Genomic DNA, 18801 nt, shown 5'->3' with positions numbered 1-18801 from the left:
CCCGGCGACGCAGGCCTTGATCCAGTCGATATCGAGCGTGAACGGCCCTACCTGTTTTTTCGAAACGAGAATTCCGATCTGCACGATATTCGAAGCGTCGATGGGATGCGTACCATCAACTGTCCGTCCCCTGAATGCCGCCTTGAATTCCGAAAACGGAAGCGAAAACTCCATCCATACGTCCGGAATGGTATCGAAATCGCTTTTGTAGACAATACCGTCAAAACGGTCGTCGTTGCGTATCCGGAAACTGTATCGTTTTCCGTCGCCCCGGACCCGCAGCCTGATGCCTGCATAAGCACTGAAGTCGCGATCGGGCAGAAAGGTCCTGACCGAAGCGAATCCCCCGCCGTTTTCCGTTGAAAGAGTGCCCTCGAACGTTCCCGTGCTGTCGGGGTTGCGGTAAAAGCGGCTGCCCGAGGCCCCGCCCATTACAACATCGTCAACGCTGTACCAGTCAAGACAGTGCGGAGTCGAAAAATCGCAGATCAGTTTATCTGTTGTCATATGCATGAACGGGTTAAAACACGCTGCAAACGATGCCGGACAGGCAGCCGGAAACCCGGCCGTATCCGTTTGGAGTATGGCCGGAAATTCATATATTCTTGTAAAGAAATAAGTTAACCACTAAAACAAGTCATTATGGCCATAGTACGGCAACTGCTCTCTTCAACCCGTCACCTCATCATGATCGCGGTGGCCGGCACCTTTCTTTCGGCGATGACCCTTCTGATCTATGGAGGAATTTCGGTCATACAGCAGATCACCCATACGGTACTGAACAGCACAGTATCGTCGAAGGGAGCAAAGGTGCTTGCTCTCGGATTCATAGAAAACGCCGACATCTTCCTCGTCGCGACGGCGCTCTACATCATGTCGCTGGGGTTATATGAACTCTTTATTGACAATACCATCTCCCTGCCTGATTGGCTTCTGATACGCAATCTCGACGATCTGAAAAGCAAGCTCATTGGCGTGATCGTCGTGGTCATGGCAGTGGTCTTTCTGGGCCATGTGGTAAAATGGCACGGAGAAACAGAAATACTCTACCTGGGAGGTGCCATCGCGCTTGTCGTAGCCGGGATGACCTACTTTACAGCGCAGAAAAAGACAAAATATGAAGAAAAACATTGAATACCAGCGGCTTCACGACTTAAAACCACCGTTTTGTATGAAAATAACGCATCATGCCAGCAAAAACAGCTGCCATGAACCCCAGTACGGCGAAATATCCCCACCTCCATTCCAGTTCCGGCATATAACGAAAATTCATACCGTATACCCCCGCAATGAATGAAAGCGGCATGAACACCGTGGCGATGATGGTGAGCACCTTCATGATCTCGTTCATCCGGTTGTTCACGATGGCAAGCCGGGTATCATACATGCCGATCACGATATCGCGGTAAGTCTCCACGGTTTCGATAACGAGGATGATGTTGTCGTAGATGTCCCTGAAAAAAGGCCCGGTCGATGCCTCGTCGATGACCCCGAAGCCTTCACGGCTGATGCTGTTGATGATTTCCCGCATAGGCCAGACAGATTTGCGCAAAAGAATCAGCTCTTTCTTCAGCGTGTAGATGGACTGGAATGCCATATTTCCGGATTGTTCGAGCAACTGCGTATCCAGCAGCTCGATACGGCTCTCGAACTGCTCGAGAACCTTGAAGTAGTTATCGACGACCGCATCGACCAGGCCATAGGAGAGATAATCCGCACCGCGTTTGCGCAGTGCGGTTCCGGAAGTGGAAATCCGCTCGCGAACAGCATCGAAAATGTCGCCCGGCTTTTCCTGAAAGGTGATGACATATCCCTTTCCCAGCACCATGCTCAGCTGCTCCTCGACAATTTCGCCGGAAGCCTCGTCGACTCCGAGCATTTTCAGCATGAGAAACAGGTAGTTGTCGAATTCCTCGATTTTCGGACGCTGCTGGGTATGCAGGATATCTTCCTGCGTAAGCGGGTGGATCCCGAACTCCCGGCCTGCATCCTCGATGACCTGTACCTCGTGCAGTCCATCGATATTGACCCAGATCACCCTGAACTGATCCCGCAGCGCACGGCACTCCGCGACTGACGCCACATGCAGCATGACATGACGCTCTTCGTCGAAACCGAAAACCGTGATCACCGGGTGTACGATTTTCTGTTCCCCCGTATGAAAGAGCGTCCCGGCCGGCTGCCCGATCTTTTGCGAATGGCTCCGCATCACCTTTTTCACAGGACTGCCCGTCGGCACGCTTTTGTGCACCGCACTTTTTTTCCGCTTCATTGCGCCTCTCACCGGCTTTAGGTCAATTGTAATCCATTTGAAAAAGTACGCAATTTTCTGACCTTCTCCCGCACAGGCAGGCTGCCTTTTCACATCCCGCCGTACACCCTTACCGGAAAGGATAACGGCAGTTGGTCATTTCACGGGCACCTCTATTTATTAGTTTTGCCGCCAGCAGTTGCTATATTTGTACTACTTTATGCCTTACGCATTATGAACCACAACATCCATTCATGTTCCCACTGGTCTTCGAAATCAACACACGGGTCTGGCTGCAGAAACTGAGCGAAAGACACAACAGAAAAATCACGCTTGCAACGATTCCCGACGAAGAGTTCCGTTTTTTCAGCGAATGCGGATTCGATTACGTCTGGCTGATGGGCGTCTGGCAGCCGAGCCGCTACAGCAAGGCCATCGCAACGGGACACCCCGGCCTCAGAACCACGTTTCTGGAACACCTTGGAGCTGTCGATCCGGACGACATCGTCTCCTCGCCCTACTCCATTCCGTCCTACACGGTCAACAGCACTCTCGGCGGTGAAAAGGAGCTGAAAACGTTCCGCGATAAACTCAGGCTTTCCGGCATCCGGCTCATGCTCGATTTTGTGCCGAACCATCTCGCCCTCGACAACAGGTGGCTACCCGCACACCCGGAATATTTCATACCCATCTCCGCCGCCGAGCAGCGCCACGACCCGGAATCATGCTTTGAATATGCCGAAGGAAAATATCTCGCATATGGCAAGGACCCTTATTTTCCGCCATGGACCGATACCCTGCAGCTGAATTACGCCAACGCCGAAACGCATGAGATGATGACCGGCAATCTCCTGACCATCGCCGGCCAGTGCGATGCCGTTCGCTGCGACGTCGCCATGCTTGTCCTGAAGAATGTGTTCAATACCACCTGGAGCAATCTGAGCGGCCCGATGAGCGAAGAGTTCTGGACAACCGCAATAAAAACCGTCAAGGATCGCCATCCGGACTTTCTTTTTCTTGCCGAGTCCTACTGGAACAAGGAGTGGGAACTGCAGCAGCTGGGATTCGATTTCACCTACGACAAGCCGTTCTACGACTATATCACCCATGTGCCGGCCAATATCGAAAAGCTTATGGGGCACATGCAGGCACAATGGCACTATCAGAAACACCTCTGCCGTTTTCTCGAAAACCATGACGAACCCCGCGCTGCGGAAAGAATGGGCCTGAACAACAGCGCTGCTGCGCTGGTGATGCTTACCTCTCCAGGCATGCACCTGATGCACCAGGACCAGATGGAAGGGTTCAGGAAGAAGATCCCCGTCCAGCTGCTCCGTCAGGCCGAGGAAAAAGAGAATCCCGAACTCCATGCACTCTACCGTGAACTTTTCGCACTGCAGAAACAGCCGGTTTTTCAGGAAGGCCGTATTGAATGGCTGCACCTTAACGCATCGAGCTCCTCCTACTGTTTCGGATACCACCGGTTCACCGATAATGAACACGCGTTCGTCATCGCCAACTTCAGCGTTACCGGTATCGAGATCGCTTTCAGTCACCCTGTGCTGCTGAACCTCTCCTATGAAGGGATACGCCTTCTGAGCACTGCAGAAGGCGATAAAAAAAACGGCCTGCATCTGGCGGCCGATACCCTGCAGATCATGCTTGCGCCGCATGAAGGAGTGGTTATAACCTGCTGAGTCCTGAAAAAAACCTGTCAACACGAAAGAGCACGGCCTGATGCAGATCGTCACAAAAATCATTTCGGTGGAAACCGTGAGCCCTGTCGAAATCATCGACATCACCCCTGAAATCAGGAACACCGTCTGCAGCTCGGGCCTTCGGGATGGAACCATCACCGTCATCAGCCGGCATACCACCGCGTTCATCAATATCAATGAAAAGGAGGATCGCCTGCTTGAGGATATGGTTACCTTCATCAAACGGCTTGTGCCTCGTGACGGGAACTACAGCCACAACATCAGCCCGATAGACGGCCGCGACAACGCCCACTCGCACCTGCTCGGACTCTTCATGAACGCATCCGAATCCATACCGTTTTCCGGGGGCGAACTGCTGCTCGGCAAATGGCAGTCGGTGTTTTTTATCGAGCTTGACGGTCCAAGACCCGAACGCACGGTTCTTCTGCAGCTTACCGGTATCTGAAGCCGCAGCCCGGAACCGGGAAATGATTTGCCGGGTTACTATAGAACTGTCGGACAATATGCGTCAACTTCAACAGACAACGTAACCACATGCCGGATTCAGTAACGCTTCCCGTCCTTAGCGCAACCCCCCTCCTTTCGGCGATTCAGTCGCCGGATGACCTGAAAAAACTTTCGATTCCGGAACTTCAGCGGCTTGCCGGAGAGTGCCGTAAGGAGGTGATCGATCTTGTAGCCGAAAACGGAGGCCATTTCGCCTCCACGCTCGGGGTTGTCGAACTCACCGTCGCCCTGCACCATGTCTACAGCACTCCTCACGATAAAATCATCTGGGATGTCGGCCATCAGGCCTATGTACACAAGATCCTGACCGGACGGAGGGAGCGAATGCACACAAACCGGCAGTACGGAGGTCTTGCCGGTTTCCCGAAAATGACGGAGAGCCCGCACGACGCCTTCGGCACCGGACATGCCTCGACCTCCATTTCGGCTGCGGCGGGACTGGCTGCAGCCCGGGATCTGGCGGGAAGCGACGAAAAGGTTATCGCGGTAATCGGCGACGGGAGCATGACCGGAGGGATGGCCTTCGAAGCCATGAACCATCTCGGCGACCTGAAAAGCGATGTTCTGGTCATTCTCAACGACAACCAGATGGCCATCTCTCCGAGCACCGGCGGACTGAAAACCCATCTGATCAACATCACGCTCAACAAGACCTACAACCGTACCCGCAAATTCATCTGGAACTCCATTTCGCTCCTGAACAACGAGTTCGGCGATGCCGCGAAAACCGCGGTAAGAAAACTCGAAGACGGCTTCAAGGCAGCCTTCACTCCGGGAGCTTTTTTCGAGGCTCTGGGCCTGCGCTATTTCGGACCTATCGACGGGCACAACATGGAACAGCTCGTCAAGGCGCTCCGGGAGATGCAAACACTGCCCCATCCGAAACTGCTCCACGTCATCACGACCAAAGGCAAGGGATTCAAGCCTGCCGAGGACAACCAGAGCAAGTGGCACGCCCACAGCGGAGGATTCGACAGGATTACGGGCATAACGCCGAAAAGCAACGGCACGCCGCAGCCGCCGAAATACCAGGAGGTCTTCGGCGAAGCCCTGGTTGAACTTGCCCTCAAGGATCCCCGCATTACCGCCATAACCGCCGCGATGCCGAGCGGCACCTCGCTGGATCTTTTTCAGAACGCCCTGCCGAACCGGTTCTACGATGTCGGCATTGCGGAAGCCCATGCCGTAACGTTTGCCGCCGGTCAGGCGGCGCTGGGGTTCCGGCCGGTCTGCGCCATCTACTCCACCTTTCTGCAGCGCGCCTACGACCAGATCATTCACGACGTGGCGCAGCAGAACCTCCACGTGGTATTCGCCATAGACCGGGCCGGCCTTGTGGGAGAGGACGGGCCAACCCACCACGGATCGTTCGACCTTTCCTACCTGCACGCCGTTCCGAACCTTACGGTGATGGTGCCTTCCGACGAACAGGAACTGCGCGACATGCTCTATACGGCGCTCTACGAGATCAGCGGACCGGTAGCGATCCGTTATCCGAGAGGCAACGGCACGGGCATCACACTCCGAAAAACCTTTACGCCGGTCGAGAGCGGAAAGGGCGTCCTGCTGCGCGAAGGATCGCAGATCGCACTGCTTTCGGCCGGTCCCCTTGCAGGCATGGCTCTCGAGGTGGCCGATGCGCTGCAGAAGGAGGGACTGAACGTTTCGGTCGCCAACATGCGTTTTCTCAAGCCGCTGGACAGCGCTCTTGTCGAAAAGCTTGCAGGGTGCTCGACCCACTTTGCCGTTATCGAGGAGAACAGCGTCATCGGCGGCATGTCGAGCGCGGTCATCGACTGCCTCAACGAAAAAGGGATTGCGCGTCCGGTACTGAAAATCGGCCTGCCCGACCGCTTTATCACCCACGGCAGCATGCCCGAGCTCTACCGGGAAACCGGCATGACCGCCGAAGCCGTGCTGAAAAGGATAACGGAGTTCTACCGCGGCAGTCCTGCCTGAAACAGCGCCGCAGCGCCGAGAGCCGCCCGGACCGAAAGATTTGCCAGAAGGCCGGCGAGCAGATCGTCGGCCATGATGCCCCACCCTCCCGGAAACTGCTGTGCCCGGTCGACCGGACCGGGTTTGGCTATATCGAAAAAGCGGAAAAACAGGAAACCGAGCAGCGCGACCAGAGGAGTTGCCGGAAGCGCGGCAAGAGCGACCCACTGGCCGGCAAGTTCATCGATCGTAACGATGGAAGGGTCCTCTCCGTACTCCTCCTCCATAACCCCTCCCGACCAGACTCCGGCGGCGGTCGAAAGCGCTACGGCAAGGGCGATGAAAAAACCCTCCTGAAAAACCGGCAAGCCGAAATAACAGCACACGGCGACAAGACTCACCGCGGTTCCGGGCGCAAAGGGAAAATAGCCGAGACCGAAACAGGTCGAAAGCGCTCTGGCCAGCACCATCCTCATATGCTACAGATCCCTCCCGGAAGGACGGATGGAAACATTCCAGTTTGCAACGAGGTAGGAGACTCCGGTGTAGACCGTAAAGAGCGTAACTGCAAGCATGACGTAGTCGAGGTAATCGGACTGGAGAACCCGTTCGATGGCTGTTGCAAGCCGTCTGCCGAAAAAAACTTTCTCCTTCATGAGAAGCAGCACCATGATCACGTAGGCAAACAGGTTCTGGGCAAGCGTTTTGTACTTGGCCTCACGGCTGGTCACGATCGGACGGTCCAGGAATTCGGCGTAAACCCTGAGTACGGTAATGAGTATGTCCCTGATGGCAACAAGAATCACCATCCAGAGAACAAGATAGCCCATGTGAACATAGAGCAGAAATGCCGCAGTAATGAGAAACTTGTCGGCAAGAGGATCGAGAAACGCGCCGAGCCGGGTGGTTTCGCCGTATTTGCGGGCATGGTAGCCGTCATAGGCATCGGTAATGGAGGCGACGGCAAACACGATCACACCCATCAGCTTCAGATAGGGATCATCCTGCAGAAGCAGGGCAACAAAAACCGGAACCAGCACGATGCGAAGCATGGTCAGCTGGTTCGGAACCGTCATCTGTAAGGTAAACTGCTCTTTCACCCTGTTTCGTTTGGTTGACACGCCCGCGGAAGGTCGAAAACCGGTTCCGGAACGTTTGGGGGGAACATATCCTGTTCTTTAAGATAAAGCATCACCGGATGTTTTTCAACAAGCCCCGGCAACCATAAAAAAATCATTACCCTTTCAGCTCGACGACGGTAACTCCGGCGCCGCCCTCCCCCCACTCTCCCAGCCGGAAACGCTCGACACCCTTGTGCTGCTGAAGGCATTCCGCAGTCCTGCGGCGCAGGGATCCGGTACCCTTGCCGTGAATGATGGTCGCCGTTCTTATGCGGTTCATGCTCATCAGGTCGAGAAACCGCTCGACCGCGGCGATTGCCTCATCCCCGGTCATGCCCCGAAGATCGAGGGTCGTCGATTCCACTTCGGAGCCCGCCGATGTCCATGAAGCTTTTTTTCCGGAAGCGTGCGGTTCCCGTTCCATCTTGCGGACCCCGGTTTTCGATATCTTTTCAAGACTCTTCAGGCTCGTGGTCAGCCGGAAATTGCCGCAACGGACCACGGCGCTGTCCGCATGAAGCGACTCGACCTCTCCGGTGGCATTGCTCTGGCGAAGCCGCACCAGATCGCCGGCGCGGATATCCTCCGGGGCCTCCGACCCGGCGCACCCCTCTTCTCCGGCGGCTTTCTCCCCGGCGGTGAGCCGTTTTTTGTGCAGATCGAGCTTTTTTCGGGCTTCGACAACCGCCCGCTCGTCGGAAGATGCACTTCTGACCTCATGAACGATTCCGCGAATCTCCCTGCGGGCATGCTCGACCTCCTTCTGCATTTCTCGAAATCCCCGGCTTTTCAGTTCCCTGCGCTCCGCCGAAAGCTCCCCGCGAAGCAGGGAAAGCTCCGCTTTCTCCGTTTCGACGAACACCCTCTCCTTCCGGAGATTCGCCTGCAGCTCGCGGTTCTCCTCCATCAGGCATTTCAGGTCGTCGAGCATCCGCTCTACCCCGAGATGTTCGCTTTGCATGAAGCTTTCGGCCCGAGCCACAACGCTCTGCGGAAATCCCAGGCGCTGCATCATGGCGAAAGCGAAACTGCTGCCCGGCACGCCCTTGATGAACCGGAAGGTCGGCTGAAGCCCCTCGCGGTTGAACTCCATCGCTCCGTTGACCACACCCTGGCGTTCATGAGCGAATGCTTTCAGCTCGCCCAGATGAGTCGTTACGATCGTCATGGCGCCACGATGGAGCAGTTCCTCGATCACTGCCCTGGCTATGGCTCCGCCCTCCTCGACATCGGTGCCGGAACAAAGTTCGTCGATCAGCACAAGCGTGCTGCTGCCGGCCGATTCGATAATGGCCCTGATTGCCGCAAGATGGGAACTGAAGGTGGACAGATCGTTTTCGATCGACTGCTCGTCGCCGATTTCGATGGCGATCGTGCTGAAAAGCGGAAAAACCGAACTTTCGCTGCAGGGAAGCAGGTAGCCGTGCGAGAGCATGCAGCAGAGAAGTCCTGCGGTTTTCATGGCTACCGACTTTCCTCCGGCGTTCGGCCCTGAAATCACCAGCACCTGCTCGTCGACACCGAGATCGAGATCGAGCGGATGCACTTCAGCCTGTTTCATCCTGTGGGATATCAGCAGCCAGGGATGGTACCCCCTGACAATGCGCAGCTGCCTCCGGGAAGCGATAACCGGCAGCACGGAACCGGTCTCGACGGCAAGCTTCGCCCTTGCATGGATGGTGTCGAAAGCGGCAAGAATTCCCTGATTGTGGCGAAGATTCTCCAGCTCCGGGCGTATCAGGGAAGATACTTCACGCAAAATGCGCTCTATCTCCCGGCGTTCGCTGATTTCGAGTTCCTGAATCCTGTTGCTCACGGCGAGCGCTTCCGCCGGTTCGACAAACACGGTCTGGCCGCTGCCCGAATAGTCCTGGATATAGCCGGGAACCTTGTACTTGTACTCGACCCTGAAACCAAGCGTAAGACGGCCGTTCTTCATGGCTACGGTATCGTCCATCAGCCAGCCGTTCTCAAGGCAGCGCCGGAGAAGGCGCTCCATTTTTTTATGCAGGGCAATACGGCTCTCCCGCAGTTCGCTGCGGATCATCTGCAGGCCGTCACTGGCGCTGTCCCTGATTCCTCCCTGTTCATCGACGATGCCGCTGATGGTGAACTGCAGGGTCTTTTCAAGCCAGAGTCTGATGCAGCATTCATTCAGGCGCGGATAGATCTCCCGGTTGGCGAACATGAACCTGCGAAGCTCGGCAGAAGCGCGGAGCAGCTGATGAATATCCAGGAGTCCGGCGGCGTCGAGATAACTGTCGAGCACATCGAGATGGGCGAGCAGCGGACGGGTGTCCGGCAGGGAGGAAAAAGGAAGGGCGTGCCCTTCAAGCAGAAAATTCCGGAGTTCGAGCACGCGCTCAAGCTCTCCGGTCACCTCGTCGATTCCTTCAAGCTGCCGGGAGGCAAGAAGAAGGTCGCGCCCCATCGGCGACAGACAGAATCTTGCGGTATAACCGGCTATTCTGGTAAATTCAAGTTTCTGCAGCAGTAATTCGTCCATCATGCATACCGGTTCATTTCATGAAACCCGGGCTCCGAAAAAGCCGGGAGGATTGAAGATACTCCATCGCTTTTGACATTTGCCACCGAACTCGTTACTTTTGCTGAATCATTTTCACAAGATACCAGCTTTAGCCGACCAATACCCAACAACCCGTCATGAGACTCTCCGTCAATATCGATCATATCGCAACACTGCGCAACGCCCGCAATGAATTCGACCCCGATCCGGTCGCAGCAGCCCTTCTTGCCGAAAAAAGCGGAGCGGCAGGCATAGTGTGCCACCTGCGCGAAGACCGCCGTCATATCAGAGACAACGATCTTGAACGGCTGCGCCGGGCGGTGACAACCAAACTCGATCTCGAAATGGCCATGACTGCCGAAATGCAGCTCATCGCGCTGAAAACAAAACCGGAACTGGTCACCCTGGTGCCCGAAAAACGCGAAGAGCTTACCACCGAAGGCGGATTCGACATCACGAGACACCATGAAACGCTCATCGAATTCATCAAACCGCTGAACGATGCCGCCATAGCTGTCAGCATCTTTATCGAACCCGACCGGAGGGCCATCGATCTGGCCCGGCAGGCAGGCGCAGCTATGGTTGAACTGCACACCGGCATCTATTCGCTGAAGGAGACCGACGAAGAACGCGGGAAAGAGCTGGAAAACGTCCGACAGGCCGCCCGTTACGCCCGTTCGCTCGGACTCTCGGTCGTTGCGGGCCACGGCCTGAATTACCGTAACGCCGCCCCCTTCAGCACCATCAGCGAAATTGAGGAAGTCAGCATCGGACACGCCATCATCGCCAGAGCGGCTTTTACCGGACTGGAGAGCGCCATCAGGGAGATGCTCAGACTTCTCGGGAGCGAAGCATGAGCAGCGGCGCCTCCCCAAAAACCATACCGGTCGTGCTTGCAACCGGAAATCCTGACAAGGTAAAAGAGCTTCGGCCGATCCTGGAACAGATATCGCCGCTTTTTACCATCTACGCTCTTTCCGACCTCGGCATCACCAGGGAGATCGAAGAAACGGAAACAACGCTTTCGGGCAACGCCCTCCTGAAAGCCGACACAATATTCGCCCTGCTGGAGCAGCGATTTGCGTTCTTCATCACCATGGCCGACGACACCGGCCTCGAAGTCGATGCCCTCGGCGGTGAACCGGGAGTACTGTCGGCACGCTTTGCACCGGTTCCCGAAGGCACGAAACCCTCCTATGAGGACAATATCCGTCACCTTCTCCTCCGGATGCAGGGCATAAAAAAAAGAACGGCACGCTTCCGGACGGTTATCGCCATGAAAGGGCGCATTCCGTCCGGAGGAAACGCCTTCGGGTTCCGCCATACCGCCGAAGGAGTTGTTGAAGGCTCCATCACGGAAGAAAAAAAAGGAGATCTTGGGTTTGGCTATGATCCGGTATTTCATGTAAATTCAGCGGAAAAAACCTACGGTGAAATGACCATAGCTGAAAAAAACAGGATCAGCCACCGATCCCTGGCCCTGCTGAAAGCATCGGCAGCGCTTTTCGAAATCATGAGATCACACTGTTCTCCTGAAAACCAAGACACCCCCCCAGGCTTATGAACCTGTTCGAAGCTGTCATTCTCGGTATCGTCCAGGGACTGACCGAATTCCTGCCCATCAGCAGCACCGCACACCTGCGAATCATCCCGGCCCTTGCCGGATGGAAGGATCCCGGAGCCGCATTTACCGCCATCGTCCAGATCGGCACGCTTGCAGCGGTGCTCATCTATTTCTTCCGCGACATAACGGCCATCGTGCGCGAAGTGGTGCGGGGCATGCTCACAGGCAGGCCGCTCGGCACTCCCGAAGCGAAAATGGGGTGGATGATCGCCGCGGGAACGATACCCATAGTGGTTTTCGGGCTGCTGTTCAAAACCGAAATCGAAACATCGCTCCGCTCGCTCTACTGGATCAGCTGTGCGCTTATCGGGCTTGCCCTGCTGCTTACCCTTGCCGAAGGACGGGTAAAAAAACGTCTCGGTCGTGGACTTGGCATGAAATCGATGGAGGAGATCGGCTGGAAAGAGGCGCTGCTGATAGGTCTTGCCCAGAGCGTTGCCCTGATTCCCGGCTCGTCACGCTCGGGAGTGACCATCACGGGAGGACTGTTTCTGAACCTTTCGCGCGAAGCGGCCGCCCGGTTCTCCTTTCTGCTCTCGCTTCCGTCAGTCTTTGCCGCCGGAATTTTCCAGCTCTACGAAACCAGGGATGTACTGCTCTCCTCTCCGGACAACCTGACCGCCATTCTCGTTGCCACCCTGGTATCCGCCGTGGTCGGCTACCTGTCGATCGCCTTTCTGCTCAACTACCTGAAACATCACACCACAAAGGTCTTCATACTCTACCGCCTGGTGCTCGGCGCGGGCATTCTGATCCTGCTTGCATCCGGCATGCTTCCGGCGACCTGAGCTTCCGGAGTCGGCCGGATTGATGTCCCGGAGGAACCCAAAGGACGAAAAGAACCCGTGACTCGTCCGCACAAGTGACAACAGGAACCGCAAGGACCTCAGGGATGAACACCGTCACACGCTTTCAACCCCGTGCCCCGGCTCACGACTCACGACTCACGGCTTACACTCTTTAACTCCCATCTCCGGGCCCCCGGCTCACGGCTTACCGCTCACGGCTCACTCTCTTTAACTCCTGACACCCCCGGCAACTTTTTACCGTTGAAAAGAATTCTCTTTTCTCATTGAGAGGGCGGGATTTTTTTTCTTATATATAAAGAATTTACTCAACCAAAATCAACCATTCAGCCATGCCATACCGCTTGGAAAGCGTAGGGCAGAATGGCTTTGAAAAAGCAGACTTACACATACATACAAAATGTTCGGACGGAATCTTCTCTCCGGAGGATATCGTTGCAAGGGCAGCGGCTTCCGGATTGGCGGCAATAAGTATTACCGACCACGATTCTGTTGCAGGTATTGACAAAGCAAAGCCATCAGCCTTAGCAAAAGGCCTCGAACTCATTCCGGGAGTGGAAATGAGTTCAACGTACAAGGGTTATGATATTCATATCCTTGGTTATTTTTTTGACTACAAGCATTCCGAGCTTAAGCTCTATCTTGACCACTGCCGTCATCTTCGCACCGAAAGGGCCGAGCGGATGGTGGGCAAGCTGGCCAAAATGGGTGTAAAGATCGGAATCGAGGAGATTATCCTCAAAGCCCAGAACGGAAGTGTCGGCAGGCCGCATATCGCCGCAGTGCTTCAGGACGGCGGCTATGTGAAAAGCTTCAGCGAAGCGTTCAGCAGATACCTTGGAGCGCACAGTCCGGCTTACGTCAAAAGCATCGAAACGCATCCGGCAGATGTCATCAGGCTTATCAACGAAGCCTCGGGGCTCTCTTTTCTTGCCCATCCGGCCCAGAACATCCCCGACGAGATTCTCAAACAGCTGATCACGTTCGGCCTTGACGGCATCGAGATTATCCATCCCTCGCACGATACCTACAAGCAGAACTACTACCGTGAAATCGCCAACGAATACTTTCTCCTTTTTTCAGGCGGATCGGATTATCACGGCCTGAAAGAGAGGGACGACGAGACCTTCGGCACCATTACCATTCCCTACGAATGGGTGACAAAAATGAAAAGCCGGCTGGTAAAAACGTGAACGTGACGACCATTGTGTGATTATGCAAAGATTTGCTATTATCAGATCAAATTACAAGGCGTCCCTCTGCAGGAAAGCATGCCGCCTCATGACCGAGTATCTATGCCATTAACCGTCATACGTTCTCTTGAAAAAGACCTCTCACTGAAAGCGAAGGAGTATCTCCTCACCATGCAGGAGTTCTTCCTTTTTTCCGTGAGGGCGTTCTTCACCCTGCCGAAAATCAAGCGCTACTGGCGGGATTTCCTCGATCAGGCCACCATCTGCGGTACCGATTCCATTCCCATTGTGCTGGTCAGCGCCATATCGATCGGCTCCCTGCTTGCCATTGAGGTCGGCAACCTGCTCGAGGATTTCGGCGCGAAAACCATGCTCGGCCGATCAACCTCGATTTCGGTTATCCGTGAGCTCGGCCCGCTGCTGATGGGGCTCATGCTTTCCGCCCGGTTCGGTTCGCGCAACGGTGCAGAACTCGGCGCCATGCAGATATCCGAACAGATCGACGCACTCAGGGCTTTCGGCACCGACCCGGTGGCCAAACTGGTCATGCCGAGGCTTGCCGCCGCGCTGATCATGTTCATCCCGCTGACGGCCCTTTCCGATTTTGCCGGCCTGCAGAGCGCCGCATATCTGGCCGAGCACTATCACCACCTTGACCCCGGCATTTTCTGGAACGCGGTCTATCCCCGTCTCGGGCCGAAAGATTTCGTCGTCGGGTTCGCAAAGGCGCCGGTATTTGCCGTCATCATAACGCTGGTAAGCAGCTATAACGGATTCATAGCGAAAGGCGGCACCGCCGGCGTCGGGCGCGCCACCATCAAAGGCATCGTCGTTTCCTCGGGACTTGTGCTCATTGCAAACTTCTATGTATCGAAGATAGTGCTGGAAAACATGTAAGAAGATGATTGAACTGCGCAATGTCACATTGAAATACGGGGAACGGGAGATACTGAAAAACGTCTCGGTCTCCATCAGGGACAACACCATCAAGGCGATCCTCGGCCCGAGCGGCGTAGGAAAAAGTACGATCCTCAAGCTCATGCTCGGGCTTATCAAGCCCAACAGCGGGCAGGTCATCGTCGACGGAACCGACATCACGAAGCTGAAGGAAACCGAACTCTACCCGATCCGCAGAAAAATGGGCATGGTCTTTCAGGGCAATGCGCTCTTCGACTCCATGACCATCAGCCAGAACCTCGGCTTTTTTCTCAGGGAAAACCTCAAGCTGCCCGAAGCGGAGGTGCAGGAACGGGTCGCCGAACAGATAAAGTTCTCCGGCCTCGAAGGATATGAAGAGCAGTTGCCCGAAAACCTGAGCGGAGGCATGCGCAAACGGGTCGCCATCGGGCGCGCGCTGATTTTCAGGCCGCACATGATTCTTTTCGACGAACCGACTGCCGGACTCGATCCGGTCAGCTCGAAGCGCATCCTGCATCTTATCAGCACGCTGCAGCAGTCGAGCAACCTCGGGGCGGTAATCGTAACCCATATCATCGACGACGTGTTCAGCATTGCCGATCATGCCGCCGTACTCTATCAGGGAGAGATCATTTTCGATGACGAAACGGAAAAGCTGCACCAGTCGCAGCACCCGTTCATCCGGTCGATCCTCTCCGACAAGATCCTGGAACTTTAACATCAAGAGCGTACTATCCGTATGAAAAATCCGAATGCACTGAAATGGAGCGATCTGAGAACCGGCATCTTTTTTCTGCTCGGACTTGGTTTTGCTGCCTATCTCGGCCTGGTGGTCGGCAAAAACAGCAGTCTCTTCACCGGCGTAACGACCATCAAGGTTCTTTCCAGGGATGTGCAGGGTCTTGCCGAAAATAACTTCGTCTCCGTTTCCGGAAAAAAGATCGGTACGGTCTCAAAGCTCGACTTCGTCACCAACAACGACTCGCTCTACGTTGTCGCCGAGCTCAGGCTGCGCAACGAGTTCGCGGTGCTCGTCACCAAAGACGCCAAGGCAACCATCCGTTCGCTGGGCGTGCTTGGCGATAAATATGTCGATATCATAACCGGAAAAGGTCCGCAGGTGAAAAATGGCGATTTCATCGCCCTCGATGCAGAGGACGGCATGGCGGAACTTACCGGAGGAGCAAACCGTGCTCTGGCCAAAATCAACCTGCTGCTCGACAAGATCAACAGCGGCAAGGGCGTAGCCGGAAGGCTGGTTTCCGATGAAAAAATGGGCGCCGAACTTGCCGAAACCGTCAGCAGCCTGAAAAGCACTTCCGCTGAACTGTCCGCACTTTCAAGGAAAGCATCCAGCGGCAGCGGACTGCTGCCCAAGCTCATCAATGACGGAGAACTTGCAAAAAATACCGAAGAGACCGTTTCCCGCCTGAACAAGGCGGCCGAGAAAACCGAAGCCCTGATGGCCAAGCTTGAGAGCGACCAGGGGACTTTCGGCCAGCTCCACTCCAATCCGGCCCTTTACAACAACCTGAACCAGACGCTTTCTTCACTCGATTCGGTACTGGTCGATCTGAAAAAGAACCCCAAACGGTACGTCAAGTTCTCGGTATTCTGAGGATATGAAACATGCTCATCCGCCGCACACTTCTCATCCTGATGCTGGCGCTTTCCGCCGCGTCCGGCCCACGGAGGGCAAACGCGGCGGACTTCGGACCACTTGAAAGAATTGCCCTGGAAGCCGTCAGGGACGGCGTATTTCCCGGCACAAGCATCGCCGTGATCCATCGGGGCAAAACCGTATTCCACCGCGCTTTCGGACGGTACACCTACTCCGCAGCATCCCCGTCCGCAGATACGACAACCATCTACGACCTTGCCTCCCTCACCAAAGCCGTGGTCACCACAAGCATCGTCATGCAGCTCGTCGAACGGGATTCGCTCGATCTCGATGCCCCGGTCGCGCGCTACCTGCCGGCATTTGCCGGACGCGGAAAAGAGAAGGTCAGTGTGCGCAACCTCATGCTGCACAATTCGGGATTGCGGGCCCACACCTTTTTCTACAAGAGCTGCCGCACCCCCGAGGAGGTATGCAGCGCCATCGACGACGACACCCTGATCTCTCCGCCTGGAACCGCGACCCTCTACAGCGACCTCGGATTCATCACGCTCGGAAGGATCGTGGAAACCGTGACAGGAAAAAGCCTCGACGCCAACTTCCGCCAGCGCTTCTCCCTGCCGCTCGGCATGCGCCGAACCCTGTTCAATCCGCCCTCCGGCCTTCTCGGCTCGATTGCACCGACCGAGCAGGATACCTCATGGCATTTCAGCATGAAACGCCCCCTCGTTCACGACCAGAACGCCGCGCTGCTCGGCGGCGTCGCCGGCCATGCCGGACTGTTCTCCACAACCGGCGATCTCGTTACGTATGTCAGCATGATGATGCAGAACGGATCGTACAAAGGAAAACGGTATTTCAGACCGGAAACCGTGCGCATGTTCACGTCGAGAAGCGGAAAGGCCCCTCGGGCTCTGGGATGGGATCTGCGTTCGCTTGAAGGCTCATCTTCGGCAGGAACGGCATTTTCCGCCTCCTCATGGGGACATCTCGGCTTTACCGGCACCAGCATCTGGGTCGATCCGGAAAAGGATCTTGCCGTCATCATGCTCAGCAACCGCGTCCACCCGACATCGGAAAACATCAGCATCCGCAAGTTCCGTCCCCTGCTGCACGACACCGTGGTACGCTGCATCAACACAAAGTGATTCGGGTCCCTTCGACCTGAACATCCTATATTGCAGGCATACGGATTACATCCATCTACAGCAAGCATTCAATGGCACAACTCGACATTCTCGTCGTGGACGACGAAATCAATATCCGGAAGACCCTGTCGGTTTTCGTGGAATCGCGGGGACACCGGGTAACGGCGGTCAGCAATTCCCGAGATGCCGTCAGGGAGGCCGAACTGCACGTCTTCGACATCGCTTTCGTTGATTTGCGGCTTGGCGCGGAAAACGGACTCGATCTGGTGCATTCGCTGCTGAGAGTATGCCCGCAGATAAAAATTGTGGTGATAACAGCCTACGCCTCCATCGACACCGCTGTCGAAGCCATGAAACGCGGAGCGGCGGACTACCTTGCCAAGCCGTTCACTCCCGGCCAGCTCGAACTGATTATTGAACGTCTCGCAGGACTCTGCGATATGGAAAACCGTATAACGACCCTGCAGGAAGATCTGAACCGGATACATCCCGAAGCGTATCTTTCTTCCCGATATTCGTCCATGCAGCGGGCGCTGGAACTCGCCCGTCAGGTAGCACCTTCTGAAGCCGTCGTGCTTCTGCGTGGCCCGAGCGGTACAGGAAAAACGGTTCTTGCCCGTTCGATCCACAACTGGAGCCACAGGGCATCAAAACCCTTCGGTATCGTCTCCTGCCCTTCACTCGGCCCGGAACTGCTTGAAAGCGAGCTTTTCGGCCATGTGAAAGGCGCTTTCACCGGAGCGGTCAGGGAAAATCCCGGAAGGGTTGCCTCCTGCGAAGGGGGCACGCTGTTTCTGGACGAGATCGGCGACCTGCCGCTCCCGGTCCAGCCGAAACTCCTGCGTTTCATCCAGGATCGTGAATACGAAAGGGTTGGCGACCACCAAACCAGAAAAGCCGACGTCAGAATCGTTGCCGCCACGAACATGGATATGGAACGTGCGGTCAGGGAAGGAGGTTTCCGCGAAGACCTCTTCTACCGCCTGAACGTCATCCAGATAGAGCTGCCGCCGCTTTCGGGAAGACCGGACGACGTAGCACTGCTTGCCGGCAACATGCTGGGCTTCTTTTCCGCACAGAACCACAAATCCATCTCGGGATTTACCGAACAGGCCTTGCATGACCTGAAAACATATTCATGGCCGGGAAACATCAGGGAATTGCGGAACGTAATCGAGCGGGCGGTCATTCTCTGCAAAACCGGGCAAATCGGTGAAGAACTGCTTCCCGAAACCATCATTACCCAATCGCCACCTGTCCGGATAGGAGATATGCTGCCGCTGGAGGTCATCGAAGAAAACCATATCAGGAGCATTCTCGTATCGACGAAATCCCTGCAGGAAGCAGCCGACACGCTCGGAATCGATCAGGCCACGCTCTGGCGAAAGCGAAAACAATACCGGATCTGAACTTGCCGGACAGGAAACGCATT

18 protein-coding genes are annotated in these 18801 nt (G+C 55.6%); 13 read left to right on the top strand and 5 right to left on the bottom strand.

What is annotated here, in order from left to right; translation table 11 throughout:
- A partial coding sequence (locus tag WBP50_RS09705; RefSeq protein ID WP_423933935.1) for a CIA30 family protein occupies nt 1-507 on the bottom strand: 507 nt, incomplete at its 3' end.
- Between the two features lie 135 nt (nt 508-642).
- On the opposite strand from WBP50_RS09705, the gene WBP50_RS09700 reads away from it, so the two are divergent.
- The gene (locus WBP50_RS09700) at nt 643-1134 is read left to right on the top strand and encodes a YqhA family protein (RefSeq protein ID WP_423933932.1); all 492 of its coding nucleotides are present in this window, start codon (nt 643-645) and stop codon (nt 1132-1134) included.
- Between the two features lie 19 nt (nt 1135-1153).
- Here WBP50_RS09700 and corA read toward each other — a convergent pair whose 3' ends face one another.
- The gene (gene corA / locus WBP50_RS09695; protein ID WP_423933929.1) at nt 1154-2272 is read right to left on the bottom strand and encodes a magnesium/cobalt transporter CorA; all 1119 of its coding nucleotides are present in this window, start codon (nt 2270-2272) and stop codon (nt 1154-1156) included.
- Between the two features lie 233 nt (nt 2273-2505).
- Between corA and WBP50_RS09690 the strand changes: the two genes are divergently transcribed.
- The 3 genes from WBP50_RS09690 to dxs all read left to right on the top strand — a co-directional run bounded on the left by WBP50_RS09690 (nt 2506) and on the right by dxs (nt 6435).
- Nucleotides 2506-3948, top strand: coding sequence for an alpha-amylase family glycosyl hydrolase (locus tag WBP50_RS09690; RefSeq protein WP_423933928.1), 1443 nt, complete (start codon nt 2506-2508; stop codon nt 3946-3948).
- Between the two features lie 40 nt (nt 3949-3988).
- Nucleotides 3989-4414 carry a secondary thiamine-phosphate synthase enzyme YjbQ gene (locus WBP50_RS09685; protein ID WP_423933925.1) on the top strand — a complete coding sequence of 142 codons (426 nt, stop codon included), beginning with the start codon at nt 3989-3991 and terminating at the stop codon, nt 4412-4414.
- A gap of 89 nt (nt 4415-4503) precedes the next feature.
- The gene (gene dxs / locus WBP50_RS09680; RefSeq protein ID WP_423933922.1) at nt 4504-6435 is read left to right on the top strand and encodes a 1-deoxy-D-xylulose-5-phosphate synthase; all 1932 of its coding nucleotides are present in this window, start codon (nt 4504-4506) and stop codon (nt 6433-6435) included.
- On the opposite strand, the gene WBP50_RS09675 is transcribed toward dxs, so the two are convergent.
- From WBP50_RS09675 to WBP50_RS09665, 3 genes are all read right to left on the bottom strand, one after another.
- Entirely contained in the window at nt 6414-6890 is a 477-nt protein-coding gene (locus WBP50_RS09675) for a phosphatidylglycerophosphatase A family protein (protein WP_423933919.1), read from the bottom strand. The two genes, dxs and WBP50_RS09675, sit on opposite strands and share 22 nt — an antisense overlap.
- A gap of 3 nt (nt 6891-6893) precedes the next feature.
- Complete coding sequence (gene pgsA, locus WBP50_RS09670) at nt 6894-7490, bottom strand: CDP-diacylglycerol--glycerol-3-phosphate 3-phosphatidyltransferase (protein ID WP_423933940.1); 597 nt, start codon at nt 7488-7490, stop codon at nt 6894-6896.
- 160 nt (nt 7491-7650) lie between these two features.
- Complete coding sequence (locus WBP50_RS09665; protein WP_423933939.1) at nt 7651-10041, bottom strand: endonuclease MutS2; 2391 nt, start codon at nt 10039-10041, stop codon at nt 7651-7653.
- A gap of 158 nt (nt 10042-10199) precedes the next feature.
- Between WBP50_RS09665 and WBP50_RS09660 the strand changes: the two genes are divergently transcribed.
- From WBP50_RS09660 to WBP50_RS09620, 9 genes are all read left to right on the top strand, one after another.
- Complete coding sequence (locus tag WBP50_RS09660; RefSeq protein ID WP_423933917.1) at nt 10200-10919, top strand: pyridoxine 5'-phosphate synthase; 720 nt, start codon at nt 10200-10202, stop codon at nt 10917-10919.
- Entirely contained in the window at nt 10916-11626 is a 711-nt protein-coding gene (gene rdgB, locus WBP50_RS09655; RefSeq protein ID WP_423933914.1) for an RdgB/HAM1 family non-canonical purine NTP pyrophosphatase, read from the top strand. Before WBP50_RS09660 ends, rdgB begins: the two co-directional genes overlap by 4 nt.
- Nucleotides 11623-12474, top strand: a complete 852-nt coding sequence (gene uppP, locus WBP50_RS09650) for an undecaprenyl-diphosphatase UppP (protein ID WP_423933912.1) — start codon at nt 11623-11625, stop codon at nt 12472-12474. The genes rdgB and uppP overlap by 4 nt, the downstream gene beginning before the upstream one ends.
- A 350-nt stretch (nt 12475-12824) precedes the next feature.
- Entirely contained in the window at nt 12825-13685 is an 861-nt protein-coding gene (locus WBP50_RS09645; protein ID WP_423933911.1) for a PHP domain-containing protein, read from the top strand.
- 102 nt (nt 13686-13787) lie between these two features.
- The gene (locus WBP50_RS09640; RefSeq protein ID WP_423933909.1) at nt 13788-14582 is read left to right on the top strand and encodes an MlaE family ABC transporter permease; all 795 of its coding nucleotides are present in this window, start codon (nt 13788-13790) and stop codon (nt 14580-14582) included.
- Between the two features lie 4 nt (nt 14583-14586).
- Nucleotides 14587-15321 carry an ABC transporter ATP-binding protein gene (locus WBP50_RS09635; RefSeq protein ID WP_423933906.1) on the top strand — a complete coding sequence of 245 codons (735 nt, stop codon included), beginning with the start codon at nt 14587-14589 and terminating at the stop codon, nt 15319-15321.
- A gap of 21 nt (nt 15322-15342) precedes the next feature.
- Complete coding sequence (locus WBP50_RS09630; RefSeq protein ID WP_423933903.1) at nt 15343-16221, top strand: MlaD family protein; 879 nt, start codon at nt 15343-15345, stop codon at nt 16219-16221.
- An 11-nt stretch (nt 16222-16232) separates the two neighbouring features.
- Nucleotides 16233-17369, top strand: coding sequence for a serine hydrolase domain-containing protein (locus WBP50_RS09625; RefSeq protein WP_423933901.1), 1137 nt, complete (start codon nt 16233-16235; stop codon nt 17367-17369).
- A gap of 71 nt (nt 17370-17440) precedes the next feature.
- On the top strand, nt 17441-18778 hold the full coding sequence (locus WBP50_RS09620) for a sigma-54-dependent transcriptional regulator (protein ID WP_423933898.1): 1338 nt from the start codon (nt 17441-17443) through the stop codon (nt 18776-18778).
- Nucleotides 18779-18801: the final 23 nt, after the last annotated feature.

Origin of the sequence: Chlorobium sp. (assembly GCF_049593655.1) — a bacterium.
Classification (GTDB): domain Bacteria; phylum Bacteroidota; class Chlorobiia; order Chlorobiales; family Chlorobiaceae; genus Chlorobium.
Note: the sequence above shows the minus strand (reverse complement) of the source record. Positions and strands in the feature narration are given on the sequence as shown.